The following is a 21089-nucleotide window of genomic DNA, read 5'->3' as shown; positions in this document are numbered from 1 at the left end:
TCGTCATTTGGAGTATTTCCTTGCTCTTTCCCAAACCCTTCATTATGGGAAGGCGGCAGAACGTATGTTTATTTCACAATCCGCGTTGAGCCAACAAATCCAGCGCTTGGAACATCTGTTGGGCCAACCTCTTTTTGACCGAACCAACAGACGGGTAGAGCTAAATCAAGCTGGGCAATTGTTTAAACAAGTCGCACAACAAGTCACCAATCAAATGCATGGATCCTTGGAAGCCTGGAGATTGGCCTTGGAGGAAATAGAGGGGATGATTAGAATTGGTTTTGTGGGGTCGGCCATGCAGGAATTTTTACCTCCACTGATCAAGGATTTCAGTGAAAAATTTCCCAAAACAAAATTTTCCCTGGATGAGATGAATAACCAACTACAACTGCAGGCGCTGGAAGCGGAGCAATTGGACATAGGATTTGTACGATCAAATGAGGTTCCCCCTGGTCTCAGTTGCAAAGCGGTTTATACGGAAAATCTTTGTGTGGTTTTGCCAGAGAACCATAGGATTTCCCATGCGACCTTCAAGGATATAAGCCAGTTTTCCAAAGAAAACTTTATCCTGTTTCCCAATCAACAGAGCCAAATGTACTATCAGCAAATTATTAAGTTATGCCAGCACTATGGTTTTTCACCCAGTATTTCACATCGTTCCATCCACGGCCCAACCATTTTTAAACTAGTGGAAAGTGGAATGGGAATTTCCATAGTCCCCAAGTCGTTGATGGACAAGAAAAACTATCGGATTCGATTTATTGAGTTGGTAGATGTTCCCTTTGACACATCGCTTTTTGCGATTTGGAACCCAGAAAACACGAAAAACGGGCTAAAGCATTTCTTGGAACTCCTTTTTGACTAGGAGCTTAAAAGAGTTTGTTTTTGATATGTTTCGCCAATACAGCCGCCGCATCAGGATTGTTTCTAAACCATAGTTCGGGTTCAAAAATCTCCAGTTCGGCAAGAGCAAGTTGGTCCTGATTGTCTTGGAAGATATCGACCCTGGCATACATCGGAAGTTCCGGTGCTGCGTGAACTGTTTTTAGTGCGAACTGGATTTCCGCTTTGCTGGGATGGTATTCATGAACACTTCCGCCAAAATCGTCCTGAACCCTAAAATCCCCAGATTTGGCCACTTTTAAAACCGCATGCGTGTATTCTCCATTGAAAACCATCAGCGAAATTTCTCCCTTTTCCACAATGTTATTTTGAAACTCCTGGAGCATCATGGCCTCATTTTTTATCAGGGAACCAAATACCTCTTCATACTCGTGAATGGCATTGGTTTCAATTTTATAAGTATGTCTAGCTCCGCCGGAAATACATGGTTTCAGTATTAAAGTGGAACCTTGGAAACCATAAGATCTTTTTGCAAGTTCCCAGCTATTCTCCAAGCTGGTGTCCGTTCCCTTTTCGATAAAAACTGTTTTGGGAATATGCACACCTTCCACTTTCAAATCTTGGAGGTAGTGTTTATCCAAGTTCCAATCGATAAGTTTTTTGGAGTTGATAAACTGGGTTTTTGTTGACGCGCTCTCCAACCATTCCCCAAATTCTTTAACCCGATGTATATAATCCCAGGTAGACCGGAACAAAGCAAATTTGGTGGTGGCCCAATCAAAATCTGGATGGTCCCAGGATTTACGAACAACCTTTAAACCTTCCTTCCGCAGGGCATCCGCGACCAATTGATCCTCCAGAACCACGTTTTGAAGCAAAATTGAATCCTCGTTGGCCGAAAGGTAAGCGGGTGCAGAAAGAACAACAATATCGTAGATCATCCCAAACTAGAATCCAACAGCCGTATCATCTCCTCGGGGATCGGCACCACCTTCCAATTTCCCGTTAGGCAATACCCGAATGGCATCTACTTTTCCAATTACTGGTGTTCTGTCTTCTTTGATCACATATCCTTTGGATTTGAGCTCATTGATCAATTCTTCGGGAAAACCATTGGGTTCAAAAGTTATGTGGTCTGGCAGCCATTGATGATGAAACCTTGGTACATTTACCGCTTCCTGCATGCTTAGATTAAATTCATACACGTTCAAAATGGTTTGCGCAACGGCTGTAATTATGGTGGAGCCACCTGGAGTCCCCACAGCCATGAACAATTTCCCGTCTTTCTCCACGATGGTCGGGGTCATGCTACTCAGCATTCTTTTTTCGGGAGCAATACTGTTCGCTTCTGCACCAATAAGTCCAAACATATTGGGCACTCCGGGTTTGGAACTAAAATCGTCCATTTCATTATTGAGGAAGAAGCCAAGTTCGGCAGCATATAGTTTGGAGCCGAACCCACCGTTTAGCGTAGTTGTGGCCGATATGGCATTGCCCTCGGCATCAATGATGGAATAATGGGTGGTTTCAGAACTTTCCACAATTTCAACGGCTCCATGACCCACATCGGCTGACAAGGTAGCCTGTTCAAAACTGAAATCCCTCATGCGTTCTTGTAAATATTCGTCGTTTAGAAGCACATTCAATGGAATATCCACAAAATCAGGGTCGCCTAAAAAGTAGTTTCTATCCGCATAGGCCCGACGCGCTGCTTCCGTGAAAAGTTGTATGGCCTCCACCGAGTTATGCCCATATTTTCCAATCTGATGCGGCTCTATCATCTTAAAAATCTGATTAATGGTCACCCCGCCACTACTAGGTGGACTCATAGAGATCATACGGAGGTCTTTGTAGTCAAAAACAATAGGGTCTCTCCATTTGGCTTCATACTTTCCAAGGTCTTCCACGGTAATAAAACCTCCTTTTTCCTGGATAAAACCAGCTAACTTTTCAGCAACTTCACCTTTGTAAAACCCATCTTTTCCATTTTCCATAATGATGGTCAAAGTCTTGGCCAACTCGGGATATTTGATGGTGTCCCCAGGCTGAAATTCTTGGGCAAACTTGGTGCTGTCTCCATTGACCTCCATAAATTTCTCCCGGTATCTCCCAATGCGTTTCGCTTGCTTTTCCGTTACAACAACCCCTCTTTTGGCCAAGGCAATTACGGGTTTTATTAATTCTTCCATGGGGAGAGAACCGAATTTCTCATGAACGGCGAAAACTCCCGCCACCGTTCCAGGTACGCCCACCGCCGTTGCGCCCAAGGTGCTCATGTCTGGGATTACATTGCCCAAAGAGTCCAAATACATGTCTTTATGAGCCGACAAGGGAGCTTTTTCCCGATAATCAATTCCGCCAATTTCACCATTGTTTTTGCGGTAGACCATAAATCCACCACCACCAAGATTTCCCGCATAGGGATAAGCCACAGCCAGTGCCAACTCTGTGGCGACCATGGCATCGAAGACATTTCCACCTTTTTGCATTACTTCGGAACCAATTCGTGATGCATCTTCACGTGCAGAGACTACCATGGCTTTTTCGGTGACCAATCCAGTGGGAGCTGCGGGCTGTTGTTTACAATGGATAAAAAGTAAGAGTGGGAGCGCTAAAATTAGTCTTCGCATAGGGATTTGAATTTATGTCGGGAAAAGGTAATCAATTCCTCAAAAAAACGCGTGAATTCATTTTCGAAAGCTTCATAGTGTACTTCCAAGTCCAGAATGGCAAAGTTCATGCGGGATTTGTTCTTTGTTCTCCGATTCATACCATCCAGTACTTTGGAAATGCCTTCCAAATCGGCATAACTCAACAGCCAATTATCAGCTATCAAGAAGGGCATCATTCGCTGTGTAGACAACGGAAGAATGGCATAATTGTCTTCTAATAGGTCATAAAATCGCTCTACATAATCTTCCAGTGGCACTTCCGAGTAATTGGCCCAATTTTTGGCTAAAAAATGGTCATAAAAAATGTCAACTATGACCCGACTATAATGGCTGTAATTCTTATGCAATCTTTTGCTACTTTCCTTGGCAATGGGATGGGCATCCGTATACGTATCTATTTCCCTGTGAAGCAAAATCCCTTTTTGGATTCGCTCTGGAAAATGTTTGTATTTGTTGCCCCGTATATGATCCGCAAAGAAATTCCCCAAGGTAATCTCAGGGTCATCAAAGGAAAGATAAATATGGGCTAGAAAATTCACTAAAAAGTATTGAATGTGAAATTTACGAATTCGAAACACGGAATCTAAACCAGCCTTTTATATTTGCAAAAACTTTTTAACAATTATGACGCTGATTAAATCAATTTCAGGAATAAGGGGAACCATTGGAGGATCAACTGGCGACAATCTAACCCCGATTGATGCCGTCAAATTTGCTGCGGCCTATGGAACTTGGTTGAAGCAATATTCTGGAAAAGATAAATTGACCGTGGTGATTGGGAGGGATGCCCGACTATCTGGGGAAATGATCCAGAATTTGGTGGTTTCTACCCTGGTAGGTCTTGGAATTGATGTGACCGATTTAGGCTTGTCTACAACACCCACAGTCGAAATTGCTGTCCCTTTAGAAAAGGCTGATGGAGGAATTATTCTAACCGCAAGCCATAATCCCAAACAATGGAACGCATTGAAATTGTTGAATGAGAAAGGAGAGTTTTTGGATGCGGAACAAGGCGCGCGTATTTTGGAATTGGCCGAGGCTGAAGATTTTGATTTTGCAGCGGTTGATGATTTGGGAACGGTTACCCATAACGATGCCTATATCGATATCCATATTGATGAAGTTCTGAACCTGTCTTTGGTAGATAAAGACGTAATCAAAAAAGGCGGATTTAAAGTAGTGGTTGATGGGGTAAATTCTACAGGTGGAATTGCCATTCCCAAACTTCTGGAATCATTGGGTGTGGAAGTTGTCAAACTCTATTGCGACGCTACAGGCCATTTTCCCCATAATCCAGAACCGCTTAAGGAACATTTAGGGGACATTTGTGAGCTGGTCGTCAAGGAGAATGCCGATTTTGGAATCGTGGTAGACCCAGATGTAGATCGTTTGGCTTTCATAAGTAATGATGGGGAAATGTTTGGTGAGGAGTACACTTTGGTTGCCTGTGCGGATTACGTACTGGGAAAAACCAAAGGAAATACGGTTTCCAATCTATCTTCAACAAGAGCGCTTCGGGATATTACGGAAAAACACGGTGGCTCTTATGAGGCTGCAGCCGTTGGAGAGGTCAACGTGGTGACCAAGATGAAGGCCAATAATGCCATCATTGGCGGCGAAGGTAACGGGGGAATCATTTATCCGGAAAGTCATTATGGAAGGGATGCCCTAGTGGGAACGGCTTTGTTCTTGATGCTGATGTCCGAGCGTGGAGGTACAGTAGCGGAACTAAGGGCAAGTTATCCCAGCTATTTTATGAGCAAAAAGAAAATTCAATTGACCCCAGAGCTTGACGTGGATGCCCTGCTAACTGCTATGCACGACAAGTACAAGGACGAAGAAGTTTCCACTGTGGATGGGGTTAAAATTGACTTTGCGGAAAATTGGGTGCACCTCAGAAAATCGAATACAGAACCCATCATCCGAATCTATACGGAAGCCAAATCCCAATCCCAAGCGGATGCGCTCGCAGACAGGATCATAGGTGAAATCAAGGAAGTGGCGGGACTGGCCTAGGATGGCCCATCCATTTCGTAAAGGGTTTTTTGCTTGCTGAATTCGGAATCCGAGATGTCGGCTTTTTTGTCGGAATCCAACCAGATTCTCCAGCCATCATCTTCCAGTTTCAGGCCAACGTTGAAATACCCGTATCCACGAACCACCATTTCCTCACCGTCTTTTCCCAACGAACTAAAACGGTAGTAGCCTGTTTGATAAGCCATTTCCTCGCTTTCATCAATGGCTGTGGACAAGATGGCAAAGGCAATGGCCACTTTGCCTTTTTTTTCCTTTACGATGTCCAGGAATTTTCCAAAATACTCCAGGTAACTTTCCCCAGATTTAATCTGATTGTCATCTATCGTTACCCGAACAATTTCTGGGGAGTGGATAGATTTTAACTTGTTGGGGTTGAGTTCATTGTAAGACTCCATAAAAGGAACCCAAACATCCTTTTTAATGGCATCAATAATTTCTGGATTAACCGCTTTGTCTTTTTGTCCGAAGGAAATTGTAACACAAAGCAGCAGCAAGGTTGATACTAACTGTTTCATTTTTTGGTTTTTGAATTAGGTTCAATTTAGGAAACAAAACAGGGATTGACCAAACTTTAGGAAAATTTTATCGGAGCTATCTGTTCTCTAGATATGCCCTCCGAACCAGTTTGGCGGTTTTGTGTTCGCCAGTATGGCTCCAACCCGGAGGCATAATCAAATACCGAATCTTGTTGGCAATTCCAGGAGCTTTTGCAACATCTTTGGCCAGGGCCACAATTTCTCCGAAATAGACATCCATAAAGCTGCCTGAATTCATTTCACGGGTAATGCCATATTCAATTTCCACACTTCTTTGTTCTTCTTGATACGTACCAAACACCTTGTCCCAAATGTTCAGCAGATTGCAAAAGTTGGTATCCATGTATAAAGGATTTCTTGCATGGTGTACTCTGTGGTGTGATGGGGTGAGCATCAGTTTGTTCAAAAATCCGAAACGGGCATCTTTGATCATGTTTTCCCCAATATGGATAAAAGCGCCATACGTTCCATCAATGAACATTACCGTAAATAGCATTTCAGGTTGTACTCCTGCCAAAATGCAGACGGTGGTACGGATGGTATCCGCATAGGGTGCCTCCAAGAAAAAATGGGCATGTGTTACGGAAAGATTCATTTCTTCGGGAGCGTGATGCGTGGAATGCAAACACCAAAAAAGTCGCACCTTATGGCCTAGATAATGGTAGATGAAATGTCCAAACTCCCAAACCACATAGGCATATAGGAACCAATACCAGGTGTTGGTCGTTTTAAAAGGGGCATAGGCACTGAACAGTCCAATGCAAAAGGCAACCATGGCTATGGAGATAAAACGTCCCACAAACCGATTGAAGATATAAATGAGGAAGTTGACCTTGTACACTTTGATTTGCGGCTTTTTATAGATTAAGCCAACAACCAGCTCCAGTAACAGCAACAGGGGAATTATGGGATAAATCAGGGAGGCAATCCCGTCGTAGGTTCTGAATGCGCTATAATCACCAGATTTTAAGATCTCCAGGACTTGGGTTATGCCCAGGAAACCAAGTAGTTCTTCCAAGAGGACTGATAGTATTTCCATGAAAGAAGTATAGGGAATAAGCGTGGCATTTCCATCAATTTTAGACCAACAACTTTTGGGAACTCATCAATAGAAGATTTTAATCGCTTCTTACCCAACTTAGTAGTGCATCTTTGACCAGTTGCTCCTGGTTCCAAACAATAAAATGGTTTTCATTTTCAATGGATATGACCTTTAAGCTGTCCACTTGGGTAAAGTGATCTTGCATAAAGGAAACATTCTGATAGGGGACCAATTGATCTTCCGAACCATGAATGACAAGGGTTGATGTTTTCAGGTTTTGAAGTCTGGATTTCAAAAGTTTTAGATCTTCTTTCAACATCCAAAGCTCATCATTGGAAGGCTTTAACGCACCTGGGACCAAATACTTTAAGGGAATCCAGGTAAGGGGTTTGCGCCATTTTTCAGGCTTTTCAGCATCAGGGTCCAGGGCTCCCGCCAGTATAACCAGATTGTCAAATAGTTCTGGTTTTTCCAACGCCATTTGTACGATGAGAGGGCCTCCATAGGAATGTCCAATCAGTGTAATGGGCTTCCCATTATCCAATTGGGCCAATAATGCATTCAGCAATACCGCTTGGGGTTGGAGTGCCATGCTCTTTCGAAATCCGCTTTTTCCAAAACCAGGCCGATCTGGTGCAATAACTCTAAATTGACTTGTCAAGGTGGTATCGGAAAGGTAGGCTTTATATGCGTCCCAACTGCCCGGTGAACCATGTAAGAAAACCAGGGTGGGTGCATCTTTTTTTCCAGTCTGTATATAGTGCAGTTCCCTGTCTTGAATAGTAATTGTTTGTTCGGAAAATGTAGTTTTATGTTCCTCAAAATAAATCGCGGTATCCTTGGAGGAGGTTCGCATGGTCATACAGGAATGGGCAAAAAGGAGGTAGGTAAGAATGACAAAACCAAGAATCTTTCGTTTTAGAAACCTTTTCTTTTTGCCAGCCATTGTTCGCTAGATGTTTTTAAACTTCATAGGCACCTTATCCTTGTGTTTCCACCTTTTATGGGTCCAAAAATAGAATTCCGGAGCTTCATAGATGGAAGCTTCCACTTCCTTCAAGAAAGCCTTGGTCAACTCAAACTCGGGAAGCTTTTCAGGGTTTTCGGACAACACCTTGAACGAACCTTGATAGTGGCCTCGCTTTAACTTGGTCACCTTGAGATAAGCCGCAGGTAGGTTCAATTTTTTACAGAGCAACTCGGCACCCGTATGGGCAGGTACAGTAACTCCCATAAAAGGAGTCCACAGATGCGTTTTCTTGATCATGGGGGATTGATCACTTAGTATCCCATACATACTCAATTGTCCTTGCTCTTTGTTGTTGGCCACAATTTCCTTGGTGTCTTTGGTTGATATTAAGGTAGTACCAAATTTTTGTCGGATGTCCCTGATCAACTTATCAAAATACTTGTTCCCAATTTTTTGATAGATAGCGTAACCTTTTGAAGCGATATGTTGGTCCAATGCAATGACCCATTCCCAACTGGCGTAGTGCGGAAACATTAGCATGACGCTCAGCTTTTTTTCTTCCAATTGATGCAGTACTTCTGGATTGGTAAAGGTGAATCTTTTTTGGAGCTGTTCATTGGAAATGCCCATGGTCTTGATCATTTCCAGGAACATGTCGCAAAGGTGTTTATAGAATTTCTTTTCTATGGTTTTTCGTTCAAGTTCTGATTTGTTGGGAAATACCAAGGCCAAGTTGGCGCGTACTACTTTTTTACGATAGCCGACGAGGCGATATAGGATAACATAAACACCATCCGAAAGGAGGTAAAGTGCTTTGAAAGGAAGTCTGGAAACCAGCCAGAGTAGGGGATAAACAAGTATAAAAACAACCAGCTGCATACGTAATTCTTGTGCGCAAATATAGCTATATTTGAGTCCAAACCTTTTTGTTCATGCACAATTTACATGCTGTGACCATAGCTATTATGGTAGCCAATGTTTTAGTGTCCCTAAAGGGATTTAATGATGATGCTTTTTTTGATCGATATAAGTTTAGCATAGGAGGAATAAAAGCTGGACAGAAGGACCGAACAATCACTTCTGGATTTCTTCATGTGGACATGTCACATTTGTTTTTCAACATGTTCACCCTCTATTTCTTTGCCAATGTGGTCATCAATTGGTTTGGTCCTGGAAAGTTCCTGATCATCTACTTTATAAGTTTGTTGGGCGGAAGTCTTTTGGCCCTATTTTTTCATAAAGATGAGCCTTATTATAGTGCGGTTGGTGCTAGTGGAGCGGTAACGGGTATTTTGTACGCCGCAATTCTTTTGAATCCAGATATGCCCTTGCAATTTGTTTTTATCCCTTTTGAGTTTCCTGCCTACGCCCTAGGGATTGGATATATGCTGTACTCCATTTATGGCATGAAAAGCCGAATGGGAAATATTGGTCATTCCGCGCACTTTGGAGGTGCCATTGGGGGCTATGCCACCGTGCTGCTCTTCAAACCAGATCTCATAGTTACTGAGACCTTTACCGTAATTTTACTAGCCATTCCCATTGCCATTCTTTTCGTCTTGGAGAAAATGGGAAAAATATAAGTGGGGTAAGACACAAAAAAACCGAAGCAATAGCTTCGGCCTTTCTGTTTTTCTTGTTTATGTACCTGACCTAGTTCAACAACTCGGCTACTTTTTGTTCTAAGGCAGGACCTCTAAGATCTTTGGCAACAATTACTCCGTTTTCATCAATCAGGAATGCTGCCGGAATGGCATTGATGTTATACAATCTTGCCACTGGGTCCTGAAAGCGCTTTAGGTTGGAAATATGGTTCCACGCCAGACCGTCCGCTTCTATGGCTTTGGTCCAATCTTCAGCTCTTGTGTCCAAAGACACCCCAATGATGTTTAATCCTTTATGGTGATATTTGTTGTATACGTTCACGATGTTTGGATTTTCCGCTCTACACGGTCTGCACCAAGCAGCCCAAAAATCCACCAAGGTCAATTTTCCTTTGACATCACTTAGGGCCAACAGGTTTCCTTCAGGGGTAGGGGCCGAAAACTCCGGTGCAACCCCACCAATTTCGGTGCTTTTGGCATTGTCCAATTGTTCTTGAAGCTTTTTGCCTGGATTTGAAGCCTTCATTTCCGGAGTCAACCCATCAAAAAGAGCTTTGACCTCATCATGCGGTATCACTTTACCCATCATAAGGTTGTTGATGATCAAAACAGAAATCAAAGCACTAGGGTTATCCTTTGCAAATTGGACATTAAAGTTTTTTACATCGTCTTGGAACTCGATATACTCTTCGCGCAGGGCAGATACCGTTGCCGTGTCACGTTGTTGCGCAGCTGTTCGCATATCATTCTGCATAGATCTAGCCCTATTGGACAGCTCTCTGGATTCATCCAAAAACGACATGAACAATTCGTTTTGGGGAGTTCCCTTCACCTTGGCAAAGTTCATACTATCCTTTTGGAATGTTACCTCAATCTTCCCATTTTCCAAAACCAAGGGGATGTTGCCCATCGCAGTTTCCAAGGTAATGTAATGCAGTTGGGGCTCATTCTGTATACCAGAGAAGGTGAAGGATCCGTTTTCAACCGTAGTGGTATCCACATCCATCAATTTGTTAAGGGTGTCCGCGGTTTTTAGGAAAACACGGGTGCCATTGTCCAATTCACCGGTAACAGTAGCATTTAAGGTAAATCCTTCCGGATTGGAATTGCACGCAACTAAGAATGCTAGGCCCAAACCGGCGGTCAATATTTTTTTCATTCTATCAAATTTAGCCGCTAAGGTATTCAATACTTGTGGCATAAAAAAGGCCCTTAACTTTTATGCGAAGCTAAAGGCCTGTTTATCCAAGAAAGATTGATTAGAACTGATAGCGTATACCCAGTGCTATGTCAAAATCAAAATCGTTGTCGAAACCATCGTAGCCAACAAGGCCAATTTCGGGTCTAAAATCCAAGGAAAGCAACAATGGGATATCAAAATTGTATTCTATCCCGATATCTCCAGCAGCAAATACAAAAAGCCCATCATTGTCATCACCTCCAGGGACAGCATCAAAATCAACACTTCCCAATCCACCACCAACGCCGTAGTACCAGTTAAAATTTCCATCCAGTTGGTGCACCCATTGGTAAACCCCTGATAACTTAAACGCATCAAAGGCACGACTGTCCCTCCAACCCAGGTTAAATTCAGCTCTGTTATATCTACCTATTGACTTTTGATACGAAATTTCCGCTCCAAATCCATCACTGTCGCCTAAACGCAATCCTAGGGCGTGCTCGGAGATGTCTTGTGCACTGACCATGGTCGTTGCAAACGCAAAAAGTCCGATAAATAATGTGGTAATCCTCATAAGTTTCTCATTTAGTTAAAAATTAAAGATAGTTTTGTACTTCTTTTTGACATTAAAACTGAGTAGGAGACCAAAAATTGTTCCAGATTGGAAAAATCTTTATTCACAACCCTGACCGAACAACTGGAAGGGGAACTTCAAATTGATGGTTTAAGCAGGGCGCTTTATGCCACCGATGCATCCGTTTACCGGAAATTACCCATGGCGGTAGCGTATCCAAAAACAACCAAGGACATACAAGTTTTAATCGCTTTTGCCAACGATCACAAGGTAGGTTTGATACCCAGGACCGCAGGCACCTCTCTTGCGGGTCAATGCGTTGGAGACGGAATCGTTGTGGATGTTTCCAAGTATTTTACCAAAATCGTACACCTTGACCAGGCTAAAAAACAAGTAAGGGTGCAACCGGGGGTGGTTAGGGACGAACTGAATCTTTATTTAAAACCATTCGGACTTTTTTTTGGCCCCAACACTTCCACATCCAACCGTTGTATGATCGGGGGTATGGTAGGGAACAATTCGTCAGGGACCACTTCCATCCAATACGGAGTAACCCGGGATAAAGTTGTTGCCATGCAATGTTTGTTGGCGGATGGGAGTGAGGTTTCGGTTTCTTCCTTGGGTAAGGACGAATTCCTTCAAAAGAAACAAGAAAAATCTAAAGAAGGTGAAATCTATACCTTCTTGGATACCGAGCTCGCTAATGTTGAAAATCAAGAGCGCATCAGAAAGGAATTCCCCCATCCTAGCATCCATAGAAGAAACACGGGATATGCCGTGGACGAACTTTTGAATAACAATCTTTTTGGATCGGATACTGAGGATTTTAATTTGAGCAAACTGCTCTCCGGAAGTGAAGGGACTTTGGCGTTCACTACAGAAGTGACTTTGCAATTGGATGATCTACCACCACCTTTTGCGGCCATGGTAGCCACGCATTACCATACCTTGGAAGATTGCTTGGCGGATGTTGCCCCAGTGATGCAACATAGCCTACATCTTTGTGAGATGATGGACAAAGTAATTTTGGATTGCACCAAAAATAATCGGGCACAATTGGCCAACCGTTTTTTTGTGGACGGCGACCCAGCCGGTATTTTAATGTTGGAAGTCAAAGCAAATTCTGAAAAAGAATTGCAACAGCAATTGGATGCGCTGCTACAAACCATAGAAGAATCGGGTTTGAGCTATGCCAGTCCTGTTCTTAAAGGAGATGATATTGCCAAGGCCATTGAATTGAGAAAAGCGGGATTGGGACTGCTTGGCAACATGGTTGGGGACAGAAAGGCTGTTGCCTGTATTGAAGATACTGCGGTGGCTTTGGACGATTTAAAAGATTTTATTGGGGAGTTTACAGACATCATGAAGGGCTATGGGCAGGAAGCCGTTTATTACGCCCATGCTGGAGCAGGAGAATTGCACCTGAGACCCATATTGAACCTGAAGAAATCAGAGGACGTTAAGTTGTTTCGTTCCATTACCACGGATGTGGCCCAGCTGACCAAGAAGTATAAGGGAAGCTTTAGTGGGGAACATGGAGATGGGATTGTGAGAGCCGAATTTATTCCCATGATGATCGGTGATGAAAATTATGAATTGCTGAAACGATTAAAATCCACCTTTGACCCCAACAACATTTTCAATCCAGGGAAGATCGTGGATGCATTCCCAATGGATGAATCCCTTCGATATGAGGTAAATCGCGACGAACCAGAAGTGGAGACACTTATGGACTTTTCGGATAGTGAAGGAATATTGAAAGCAGCCGAAAAATGCAACGGAAGTGGGGATTGTAGGAAGAGTCATGAGATGAAGGGTGGCATGTGCCCCAGTTACCACGCTACCAAAAACGAAAAGGATACAACAAGGGGGAGGGCCAATACCTTACGGGAATTTTTGACCCATTCCAACAAACCCAATCGGTTTGACCATCAAGAGTTGAAAGAGGTATTCGATTTGTGTCTAAGTTGCAAGGCTTGTGCAAGTGAGTGTCCAAGTAATGTGGACGTAGCGGCCTTAAAGGCGGAGTTCTTATATCAATATCAGGAAAATAACGGGTATTCCTTTCGCAGCAAACTCTTTGCATACAATACCAAATTAACCGCTTTGGGCAGTACTTTTCCAGCTCTCACGAATGCCATTTATAAGTCTAGAGTACTGGGCGGATTGTTAAAATCGGTCACTGGTGTGGCCAAAGAGCGTAGTTTCCCTCCCGTGCATAAAGTCAATTTTAATGGCCATCTGGACAGATTTAGGAAGGCTCAAGACAAGAAGGGGAAAAAGGTGGTGCTGTACTTGGATGAGTTTACCAGATACCTGGATGTGGAGGTAGGGCAGGACGCCATCGAGTTATTGTGCAAACTGGGTTACGATGTCCAGTTGCATTATGCGGAAAGCGGCAGAACTTATTTATCCAAGGGTTTTCTAAAACAGGCAAAAAAACTTGCTGCCAAGAATCTGGAAGAATTGGAACCGATAGTTGAGGAAAATATCCCCATGGTAGGTTTGGAGCCCTCTGCCATTTTATCATTCAGGGATGAGTACAAACGCCTGAGCCCTCGTAAAGAGCTTCTGGAAAAACTGGCATCCAATTCCTTTTTAATTGAGGAATTTCTGGCCTCGGAAATTGAAAATGGAGTTGTTACCGCAGACAGTTTCACCCAGGATAAAAAACAGGTCAAAATCCATAGTCACTGTCACCAAAAAGCACTTTCCAATCAGAAAGTGACGTTTGATATCCTGAATCTTCCCAAAAACTATGAGGTTACCATAATCTCATCGGGTTGCTGTGGTATGGCAGGGTCTTTTGGGTATGAGAAAGAACATTACAAGACCAGTATGCAGGTAGGGGAGTTAAAGTTGTTCCCCTCAGTACGAAAAAGCGGGAAAGAGACCCTAATTGCCGCCAATGGCACCAGTTGCAGACATCAAATAAAGGATGGGACGGACAGGGACGCGGAACATCCGGTTTCAATCCTGCGTAAAGCCCTGATTGTCTAAATCCCTGGCTTTTTCAGGAACGTCCGTGATTTCAGGATCACCGTCCAGTTCTGAAATCTCAGCATCCACATTCTGATCGGTGATGGAGGCAATGAGTTCATTCATGTCCATATCCTTTAAATCCTCATCTACAAAGAAAGGAGAAAGACGGTCGTGGTTATAATGGTAAATACGCCATCTTTTAAAAGAGTATTCAAGCGCGGTCAGATTTTCCACCCAATCCCCTGAGTTGAGATAGACACAGCTACCGTATTTGTTTTCGTAACGTTCTTTTTTGGGTTGATGGATGTGTCCGCAAATTACATAGTCGTAATGATTCTCAATGGCCAGGTCTGCAGCGGTACGCTCAAAATTGTTGATGTATTTTACGGCACTTTTCACTCCATTTTTGATGCGTTTGGATAGGGAATACTTTTCCCGGCCCATTTTGACCAGGCACCAATTGACAAAACTATTGATCAAAATCAGCAGATCGTAGCCGTAGCCACCCAGTTTGGCCAGCCATTTGGCATTCTGAATGGACATATCAAAAACATCGCCGTGGAAAATCCAAGCCTTTTTGCCATCCAGATTCAGCACCAGCTTGTTCATGATTTTAAAATTTCCCATTGAAGTATCACTGAACTTACGGAGCATTTCATCATGATTTCCAGTAATATAGTAAACTTCCACACCCTTGGAAGCCATGCCAATCAGTTTTTTAAGGACTTTTAGATGTGAGGCTGGAAAATAGCGTTTGCTAAACTGCCAGATATCTATGATATCGCCGTTTAAGACCAGCTTTTTGGGTTGGATACTATTGAGGTATGCGATAAGTTCATCGGCGTGGCAACCGTAGGTGCCCAGATGCACATCCGATATGACAGCGAGTTCAATCTTCCTTTTTTTCAATGCAGTGGAGGTTTAATTGCAAATTAAGTTTGTGGGAATAAACTGAAAATCAATTCTAAATCAAGAATTTATGAGCATATCGTTAAGAAAACATGAATTTGAACCACCATCTGTTACATATTGGTTAACTGGGTAAGCTGTTTTTGATTAAGCGGAATAACAGCTACCTTTGAGGCTTTTAGATTTTTAGGATAGATGGCAGGTAATAGCTTTGGACAACTCTTTAGACTTACAACTTTTGGTGAATCACATGGCAAGGCACTTGGTGGGGTAATTGATGGCTGTCCGGCGGGTATTACCTTGGATTTGGAACAAATCCAACATGAACTTGATCGCAGAAAGCCTGGCCAATCGGCCATTGTTACCCAGCGTAAAGAGCCGGATACCGTTGAGTTTTATTCTGGAATTTTTGAAGGAAAGACCACGGGAACTCCCATAGGTTTTGCCATCCACAACACCAACCAAAAATCCAAGGACTATTCCCACATCAAGGATTCCTATAGGCCATCCCATGCCGATTATGTGTATGACAAAAAATACGGTTTCCGGGATTACAGGGGAGGCGGTAGGAGTTCTGCTAGGGAGACTGCAAGTAGGGTAGTGGCAGGTGCCATTGCCAAGCAGCTTTTAAATGGGGTCAAGATAAACGCCTATGTTTCCCAAGTGGGCGAAATGAAATTGGAAAAGGATTACAAAGCATTGGATTTATCCAAAATTGATTCCAATCCCGTACGCTGTCCAGACATGGAAATGGCGCAAAAAATGGAGGATTATATCAAATCCATCAAAAAACAAGGTGATACCATAGGTGGGGTTGTAAGCTGTGTCATCCAAAATGTACCTATTGGTTTGGGAGAACCTGTATTTGATAAATTGCACGCCACATTGGGAGCCGCGATGCTGTCCATCAATGCCGTCAAGGGTTTTGAATACGGTAGCGGTTTTGCAGGTGTACAAATGAAAGGAAGTCAACACAACGATGCTTTCAATTCCGATGGTACCACAACAACCAATCGAAGTGGTGGTGTCCAAGGCGGCATCAGCAACGGAATGGATATTTATTTCAATGTTGCATTTAAGCCTGTTGCAACAGTGCTCCAAGCATATGAGACCATCAACAAAGAAGGAGAAAAAGTCACTACCCAAGGTAAAGGAAGGCACGACCCTTGTGTTGTACCCCGCGCAGTGCCCATAGTCGAAGCCATGGCCGCCTTAGTTTTAGCCGATTACATGCTTTTGGCCCGTTCCAACAAAATCTAATTTTGAGGTTAGGGCAATTCCAGCCAAAATAGTATCTTACTTTCCTAAAACATACGTATGCGTAAACTAGAACTGCATTGGCAAATCCTTATTGGAATGCTTTTAGGAATTGTATTTGGATTTGTCATGACCGGGTTGGATTGGGGCAAGGAATTTGTTGCCGATTGGATCCAACCTCTGGGAACCATCTTTGTAAAACTGCTCAAACTTATTGCAATCCCCCTAATAATCGCTTCCTTGGTAAAAGGGATTTCGGACCTTAAAGACATTTCAAAATTTAGGAATATTGGCCTGCGTACCATAGGAATTTATGTCGTCACCACAGTCGTGGCGATTACAATAGGACTGTTGTTGGTCAATGTATTGCAGCCGGGCAACGGTATTGCGGATGAAACAGTCTCCAAACTTACAGAGACTTACGCAAGTGATGCCGGGGTGACCTCCAAAATTGAGGAAGCTACCAGACAAAAAGATAGCGGGCCTTTGCAGTTTTTGGTGGATATGGTTCCAGACAATGCACTAAAGGCAATGAGTGAAAATGGATTGATGCTACAAGTTATCTTTTTTACCATCTTTTTGGGTATTTCCATGTTACTGATCGGGGAGCAAAGGGCCAAACCACTAAAAGACTTTTTTGATTCCCTGAACGATGTTGTACTGAAAATGGTGGATTTGATTATGCTAACAGCTCCGTATGCTGTTTTTGCACTGCTAGCTGGGGTGGTGGTTTCCTCAAGCGACCCGGATTTACTGCTGGCCCTTCTTAAGTATGCGGGTGTTGTGGTAGGAGGATTGATCCTCATGATAGTGTTCTACACCATTGTTGTATCCACCTTTACCAAAAAGAATCCCTTTTGGTTTTTGAAGGAAATTAGCCCAGCACAGCTTTTGGCTTTTTCCACGAGTTCCAGTGCAGCCACTTTGCCAGTTACTATGGAAAGGGTTGAGGAGCATATTGGAGTGGATAAGGAAGTATCCAGTTTTGTGCTCCCGGTTGGTGCCACTATAAATATGGATGGGACTAGTCTGTATCAAGGCGTAGCGGCCGTTTTTATTTCACAAGCTTTGGGGTTTGATTTAACTTTTGCAGATCAATTGACCATTGTGCTTACCGCCTTGTTGGCTTCCATTGGTTCAGCCGCCGTACCTGGTGCGGGCATGGTAATGCTGGTAATAGTGTTGGAATCGATTGGGTTCCCTGCTGACAAGTTGGCTATTGGCTTGGCCTTGATTTTTGCAGTGGATAGACCCTTGGACATGTGTCGTACCGTGGTGAATGTTACAGGAGATGCAACCGTATCCATGGTGGTGGCCAAATCCGTAGGAAAATTGGGCAAACCTAATGTAAAAGAATGGGATGACCACTTGGATGAAGTAAGATAAACCGTCAAAATAAGGTGCTATGAATATTTGTTTTTTAATGTATCCCTGGGATGAGATCAATCCCGAAAACGATACCAGTTTGGCCCTCATCCACGAATGTGTAAAACGGAAACATGGAGTGGCACTTTGCACTCCCGCCAATCTTACCATTCGGAATAGCGTTACCAGTGCATTTTGTACGGTAATTAATCGGATGGAAAAAGTATCCAGTAATCAGAAAACGTTTTACAAGCAGGCTTCTATCCGTGAAGAAATGCTTCCCCTGGCCGGTTTTGATGTGATTTTTATGCGTGCAAACCCGCCACTGGATCCTTTAATGTTGAACTTTCTGGATTCGGTAAAGGATGATGTATTTATTGTGAATTCCCTCCAAGGTCTTCGCGAAGCCAATAATAAGCTATACACCGCGGCCTTTGGTGATAGCCACAGCAACATTATTCCGGCCACGCATGTCTCCAAAAACAAAAGGTATTTGGTGCAGCAAATCAAAGAATCGCCTGCAGACAAAATGATTTTGAAACCATTAAACGGTTTTGGTGGATCAGGCGTCATTTTGATAGAAAAATCGGCAATGTCCAATATTAAATCCCTTTTGGATTTTTATGTGACCAACTCAGATGGCACGTCCAACTATGTGATTCTTCAAGAATATATTGAAGGGGCAGATCAAGGGGATATTCGAATCTTGATTCTGAACGGGGAACCTATTGGTGCCATGCGGCGCATTCCGGGGTCTGATGACCATAGGTCGAATGTTTCTGCTGGTGGTTCTGTGGCTAAACATACACTGACCAAGCAAGAAAAAGCCTTGTGCAAGCAGATTGGTCCAAAACTGGTCAATGATGGACTTTATTTTGTAGGCATTGATGTCATTGGAGGCAAATTAGTGGAAGTCAATGTGATGTCGCCAGGTGGAATAACGTATATGAACAAGGTGTACAAAACCAAGATACAGTGCAAGGTCATTGATTTTGTGGAAAGCAAGGTTTTGGATAAGCTCCAGGCTTTTGACAGAAGGTCAAGACTACGAAGTGAAGTTGAAAATGCATAAGCGGACCGTTGATGATATTATACTTTTAATTGAGGGCGGAGCATGTTTTGAGGCTGTCGCCCAAGATTATTCCTTTACCATAAAAATTGACAAATACGTTCCCTTTGTTTGCGGGGCTGTTCATGACGGGCATCAATTCAGACAATCACTTTGGAGTAATTGCTTGCATACCGAATATGAACGATGGTATGAGGAGGATCCATGTACCCGAGAAATGGTACGGACGTTCCCAATTCTAATCTCTGGATGTGACAGTCGTTTTGAGTACGACCTAAATCGACCTCCGGAAACCGCAATTTTTGATACAGCCTGGGGCAAGCAGCTATGGAAAAAGGAACTTCCCAAGGAGGAAAAGGAGAAAAGCCTTGCCAAACACCATAATTTCTATCGAGTTGTCCATGCGTTGATAGACAAACTGGAGCAGGAGTTCCGGGATGTTGTGGTTTTTGATATGCACAGCTACAACTGGAAACGTTGGGACAGGGAAGTGCCTGTTTGGAATTTGGGGACTTCCAATATTGATATGGAAAAATATGGCTCCCTTGTGGAAAGTTGGAGGTCCAAGTTGGAATCCATGCAGTTGCCCAATGGCATTCAAACTACGGCCAAAATCAACGATACATTCTACGGAAATGGGCATTTTTTAAAATATATCACCCAAAACTTCGAAAATACCTTAGTTTTGGCGACCGAAATCTCCAAAATCTATTGTGACGAACTCACGGGAGTTATTTTTCCCGAAGTGGTGAAATCGGTAGAAGATCAACTGAAGGTTTTAATACCGGAATTGGTCAAAGAATTTGAAAAAGCCTCTGCATGATTGGGACGCAGGAAATAAAACGACTGGAAAAAGAGTACAGCAATCTTTTTGAAATTGATGCCAACCTTGATCGGTTGGTGCGTAGGATTGAGCTTTTGAGCTATATCAATCCCTTGAACATTGAAAAGGAGAAACAACGGTTTTTTGCATCCAAGTTCACGTCCAACCCCAATTTTAAGTATCCCAAATTAAAGTTCGACCCCTATAAATTGCACCGATTGTTCTTTTCACAGCGATTGGAGCGAATCAAAGATGAGCGGATCCGACAATTGTATCAGGAAGTGATCTATCACTATTCCAATATGATTCAGTGTATTGAGACCATTGGGAAAAGCAAAAAGTTCTATTACAATTCCCTGCGGGTTTACGGTACTCCCACTGAACGGGATGTTCAGAATGCAAGGTATATACTGCACTACCAAGATGAACCAAGCTCTTCCGACATGGAGAAAGTGTATTCTGCAGAGGAGGCCAGGGCTTATTTTGAAGAGTTTTCACACCAATATAGTTTTCCGCTAAACATTAAATTTTCCACCCATATCGCCGCAGAAGCTATGGTGAGCAATAGCTCCCAATACCTTTTGATTCGGAAGAACATCAAATTCAGTAAAAATCAATTACTTACGTTATCTAACCATGAGATTGGGGTGCATCTGGTCACAACCTTTAATGGATTGCTGCAACCCTTAAAGATTTTTTCCAACGGTCTTCCCAAAAATGTGGAAACCCAAGAGGGCTTGGCAGTGTTCAGTGAATATATGGGCGGGGCATTGACTTTAAAGCGACTGAAGGAATTGGCATACCGGGTTTTGGCGGCAGATAGTTTGATCAAGGGCTATTCATTTGCAGATACTTTCGATTTGATTCATGGGCAATACAAGCTTAATAGGGACGAAGCTTTTGGAATTACCTTGCGGGCACATAGGGGAGGAGGTTTCACCAAAGATCGTTTGTATTTGAGTGGGCTTCGGAAAATATACCAACGCTATCAACAGGAAGAGAGTTTGGATATCCTGCTTTCTGGTAAGGTGGCCTTGGAGGATGAGGAGATGATCAGGTATCTGAGAACTTTGGGTCTGGCCCAACCCATTTCCCACAAAAGCATATCCTTTCAGCAAAAATTGAATACCAATCCCACTTTGGATTTTATTCTGAATAATCTGAAATGATTTAGGTAAGGTGCCCATGCGCCTCTAAACGACTTCTACAATTGGAGCCATTGGCCG

Annotated in this window: 19 protein-coding genes; 9 read left to right on the top strand and 10 right to left on the bottom strand. The window is 43.1% G+C overall.

Features of this window, described 5'->3' with window-relative positions; translation table 11 throughout:
* The first annotated feature begins 7 nt into the window (after positions 1-7).
* Positions 8-865, top strand: a complete 858-nt coding sequence (locus tag ACO6S0_RS09065; protein WP_422351668.1) for a LysR family transcriptional regulator — start codon at positions 8-10, stop codon at positions 863-865.
* 4 nt (positions 866-869) lie between these two features.
* Here ACO6S0_RS09065 and ACO6S0_RS09060 read toward each other — a convergent pair whose 3' ends face one another.
* From ACO6S0_RS09060 to ACO6S0_RS09050, 3 genes are read right to left on the bottom strand one after another with little or no spacing between them, the layout of a single operon-like run.
* Complete coding sequence (locus ACO6S0_RS09060) at positions 870-1784, bottom strand: ATP-grasp domain-containing protein (protein WP_422351667.1); 915 nt, start codon at positions 1782-1784, stop codon at positions 870-872.
* A 6-nt stretch (positions 1785-1790) separates the two neighbouring features.
* Entirely contained in the window at positions 1791-3473 is a 1683-nt protein-coding gene (gene ggt / locus ACO6S0_RS09055; protein ID WP_422351666.1) for a gamma-glutamyltransferase, read from the bottom strand.
* Positions 3461-4054 (bottom strand): ACP phosphodiesterase, encoded by a 594-nt coding sequence (locus ACO6S0_RS09050; RefSeq protein WP_422351665.1) that lies wholly within the window; start codon positions 4052-4054, stop codon positions 3461-3463. The genes ggt and ACO6S0_RS09050 overlap by 13 nt, the downstream gene beginning before the upstream one ends.
* 85 nt (positions 4055-4139) lie before the next feature.
* Here ACO6S0_RS09050 and glmM point away from each other — a divergent pair, with 85 nt between their 5' ends.
* A complete protein-coding gene (gene glmM / locus ACO6S0_RS09045) occupies positions 4140-5531 on the top strand; it encodes a phosphoglucosamine mutase (RefSeq protein WP_422351664.1) in 1392 nt (463 codons plus the stop codon).
* Here the strand turns inward: glmM and ACO6S0_RS09040 are convergent.
* The 4 genes from ACO6S0_RS09040 to ACO6S0_RS09025 all read right to left on the bottom strand — a co-directional run bounded on the left by ACO6S0_RS09040 (position 5528) and on the right by ACO6S0_RS09025 (position 8979).
* Positions 5528-6067: a YybH family protein gene (locus ACO6S0_RS09040; protein WP_422351663.1), complete on the bottom strand. Its 540-nt coding sequence runs from the start codon at positions 6065-6067 to the stop codon at positions 5528-5530. The genes glmM and ACO6S0_RS09040 overlap by 4 nt on opposite strands.
* Before the next feature lie 76 nt (positions 6068-6143).
* Positions 6144-7127 carry a sterol desaturase family protein gene (locus ACO6S0_RS09035; protein WP_422351662.1) on the bottom strand — a complete coding sequence of 328 codons (984 nt, stop codon included), beginning with the start codon at positions 7125-7127 and terminating at the stop codon, positions 6144-6146.
* A gap of 79 nt (positions 7128-7206) precedes the next feature.
* On the bottom strand, positions 7207-8076 hold the full coding sequence (locus ACO6S0_RS09030) for an alpha/beta fold hydrolase (protein WP_422351661.1): 870 nt from the start codon (positions 8074-8076) through the stop codon (positions 7207-7209).
* A 6-nt stretch (positions 8077-8082) separates the two neighbouring features.
* Positions 8083-8979, bottom strand: a complete 897-nt coding sequence (locus ACO6S0_RS09025; RefSeq protein ID WP_422351660.1) for a lysophospholipid acyltransferase family protein — start codon at positions 8977-8979, stop codon at positions 8083-8085.
* 53 nt (positions 8980-9032) lie between these two features.
* Between ACO6S0_RS09025 and ACO6S0_RS09020 the strand changes: the two genes are divergently transcribed.
* Positions 9033-9683, top strand: coding sequence for a rhomboid family intramembrane serine protease (locus tag ACO6S0_RS09020; protein WP_422351659.1), 651 nt, complete (start codon positions 9033-9035; stop codon positions 9681-9683).
* Between the two features lie 70 nt (positions 9684-9753).
* Here ACO6S0_RS09020 and ACO6S0_RS09015 read toward each other — a convergent pair whose 3' ends face one another.
* Positions 9754-10863, bottom strand: a complete 1110-nt coding sequence (locus ACO6S0_RS09015; RefSeq protein ID WP_422351658.1) for a redoxin domain-containing protein — start codon at positions 10861-10863, stop codon at positions 9754-9756.
* A gap of 100 nt (positions 10864-10963) precedes the next feature.
* Positions 10964-11458 carry a hypothetical protein gene (locus ACO6S0_RS09010; protein ID WP_422351657.1) on the bottom strand — a complete coding sequence of 165 codons (495 nt, stop codon included), beginning with the start codon at positions 11456-11458 and terminating at the stop codon, positions 10964-10966.
* A gap of 87 nt (positions 11459-11545) precedes the next feature.
* Here ACO6S0_RS09010 and ACO6S0_RS09005 point away from each other — a divergent pair, with 87 nt between their 5' ends.
* Positions 11546-14458, top strand: a complete 2913-nt coding sequence (locus ACO6S0_RS09005) for an FAD-binding and (Fe-S)-binding domain-containing protein (RefSeq protein WP_422351656.1) — start codon at positions 11546-11548, stop codon at positions 14456-14458.
* Here ACO6S0_RS09005 and ACO6S0_RS09000 read toward each other — a convergent pair.
* Entirely contained in the window at positions 14429-15349 is a 921-nt protein-coding gene (locus ACO6S0_RS09000; protein ID WP_422351655.1) for a UDP-2,3-diacylglucosamine diphosphatase, read from the bottom strand. The genes ACO6S0_RS09005 and ACO6S0_RS09000 overlap by 30 nt on opposite strands.
* A 195-nt stretch (positions 15350-15544) precedes the next feature.
* Here ACO6S0_RS09000 and aroC point away from each other — a divergent pair, with 195 nt between their 5' ends.
* Genes aroC through ACO6S0_RS08975 form a run of 5 tightly spaced genes read left to right on the top strand, consistent with a single transcriptional unit; the run spans position 15545 to position 21032 of the window.
* On the top strand, positions 15545-16609 hold the full coding sequence (aroC, locus tag ACO6S0_RS08995; RefSeq protein ID WP_422351654.1) for a chorismate synthase: 1065 nt from the start codon (positions 15545-15547) through the stop codon (positions 16607-16609).
* 57 nt (positions 16610-16666) lie between these two features.
* Positions 16667-17992: a dicarboxylate/amino acid:cation symporter gene (locus tag ACO6S0_RS08990; protein ID WP_422351653.1), complete on the top strand. Its 1326-nt coding sequence runs from the start codon at positions 16667-16669 to the stop codon at positions 17990-17992.
* Between the two features lie 19 nt (positions 17993-18011).
* Positions 18012-19043 carry a glutathione synthase gene (gene gshB, locus ACO6S0_RS08985; protein WP_422351652.1) on the top strand — a complete coding sequence of 344 codons (1032 nt, stop codon included), beginning with the start codon at positions 18012-18014 and terminating at the stop codon, positions 19041-19043.
* Complete coding sequence (locus ACO6S0_RS08980) at positions 19036-19863, top strand: N-formylglutamate amidohydrolase (RefSeq protein ID WP_422351651.1); 828 nt, start codon at positions 19036-19038, stop codon at positions 19861-19863. Before gshB ends, ACO6S0_RS08980 begins: the two co-directional genes overlap by 8 nt.
* Positions 19860-21032: a flavohemoglobin expression-modulating QEGLA motif protein gene (locus tag ACO6S0_RS08975; RefSeq protein ID WP_422351650.1), complete on the top strand. Its 1173-nt coding sequence runs from the start codon at positions 19860-19862 to the stop codon at positions 21030-21032. The genes ACO6S0_RS08980 and ACO6S0_RS08975 overlap by 4 nt, the downstream gene beginning before the upstream one ends.
* Positions 21033-21089: the final 57 nt, after the last annotated feature.

The organism is Flagellimonas sp. (genome assembly GCF_965233845.1).
GTDB lineage: Bacteria > Bacteroidota > Bacteroidia > Flavobacteriales > Flavobacteriaceae > Flagellimonas.
The sequence above is the reverse complement of the archived record's forward strand: the minus strand, read 5'-3'. Positions and strand labels throughout refer to the sequence as shown.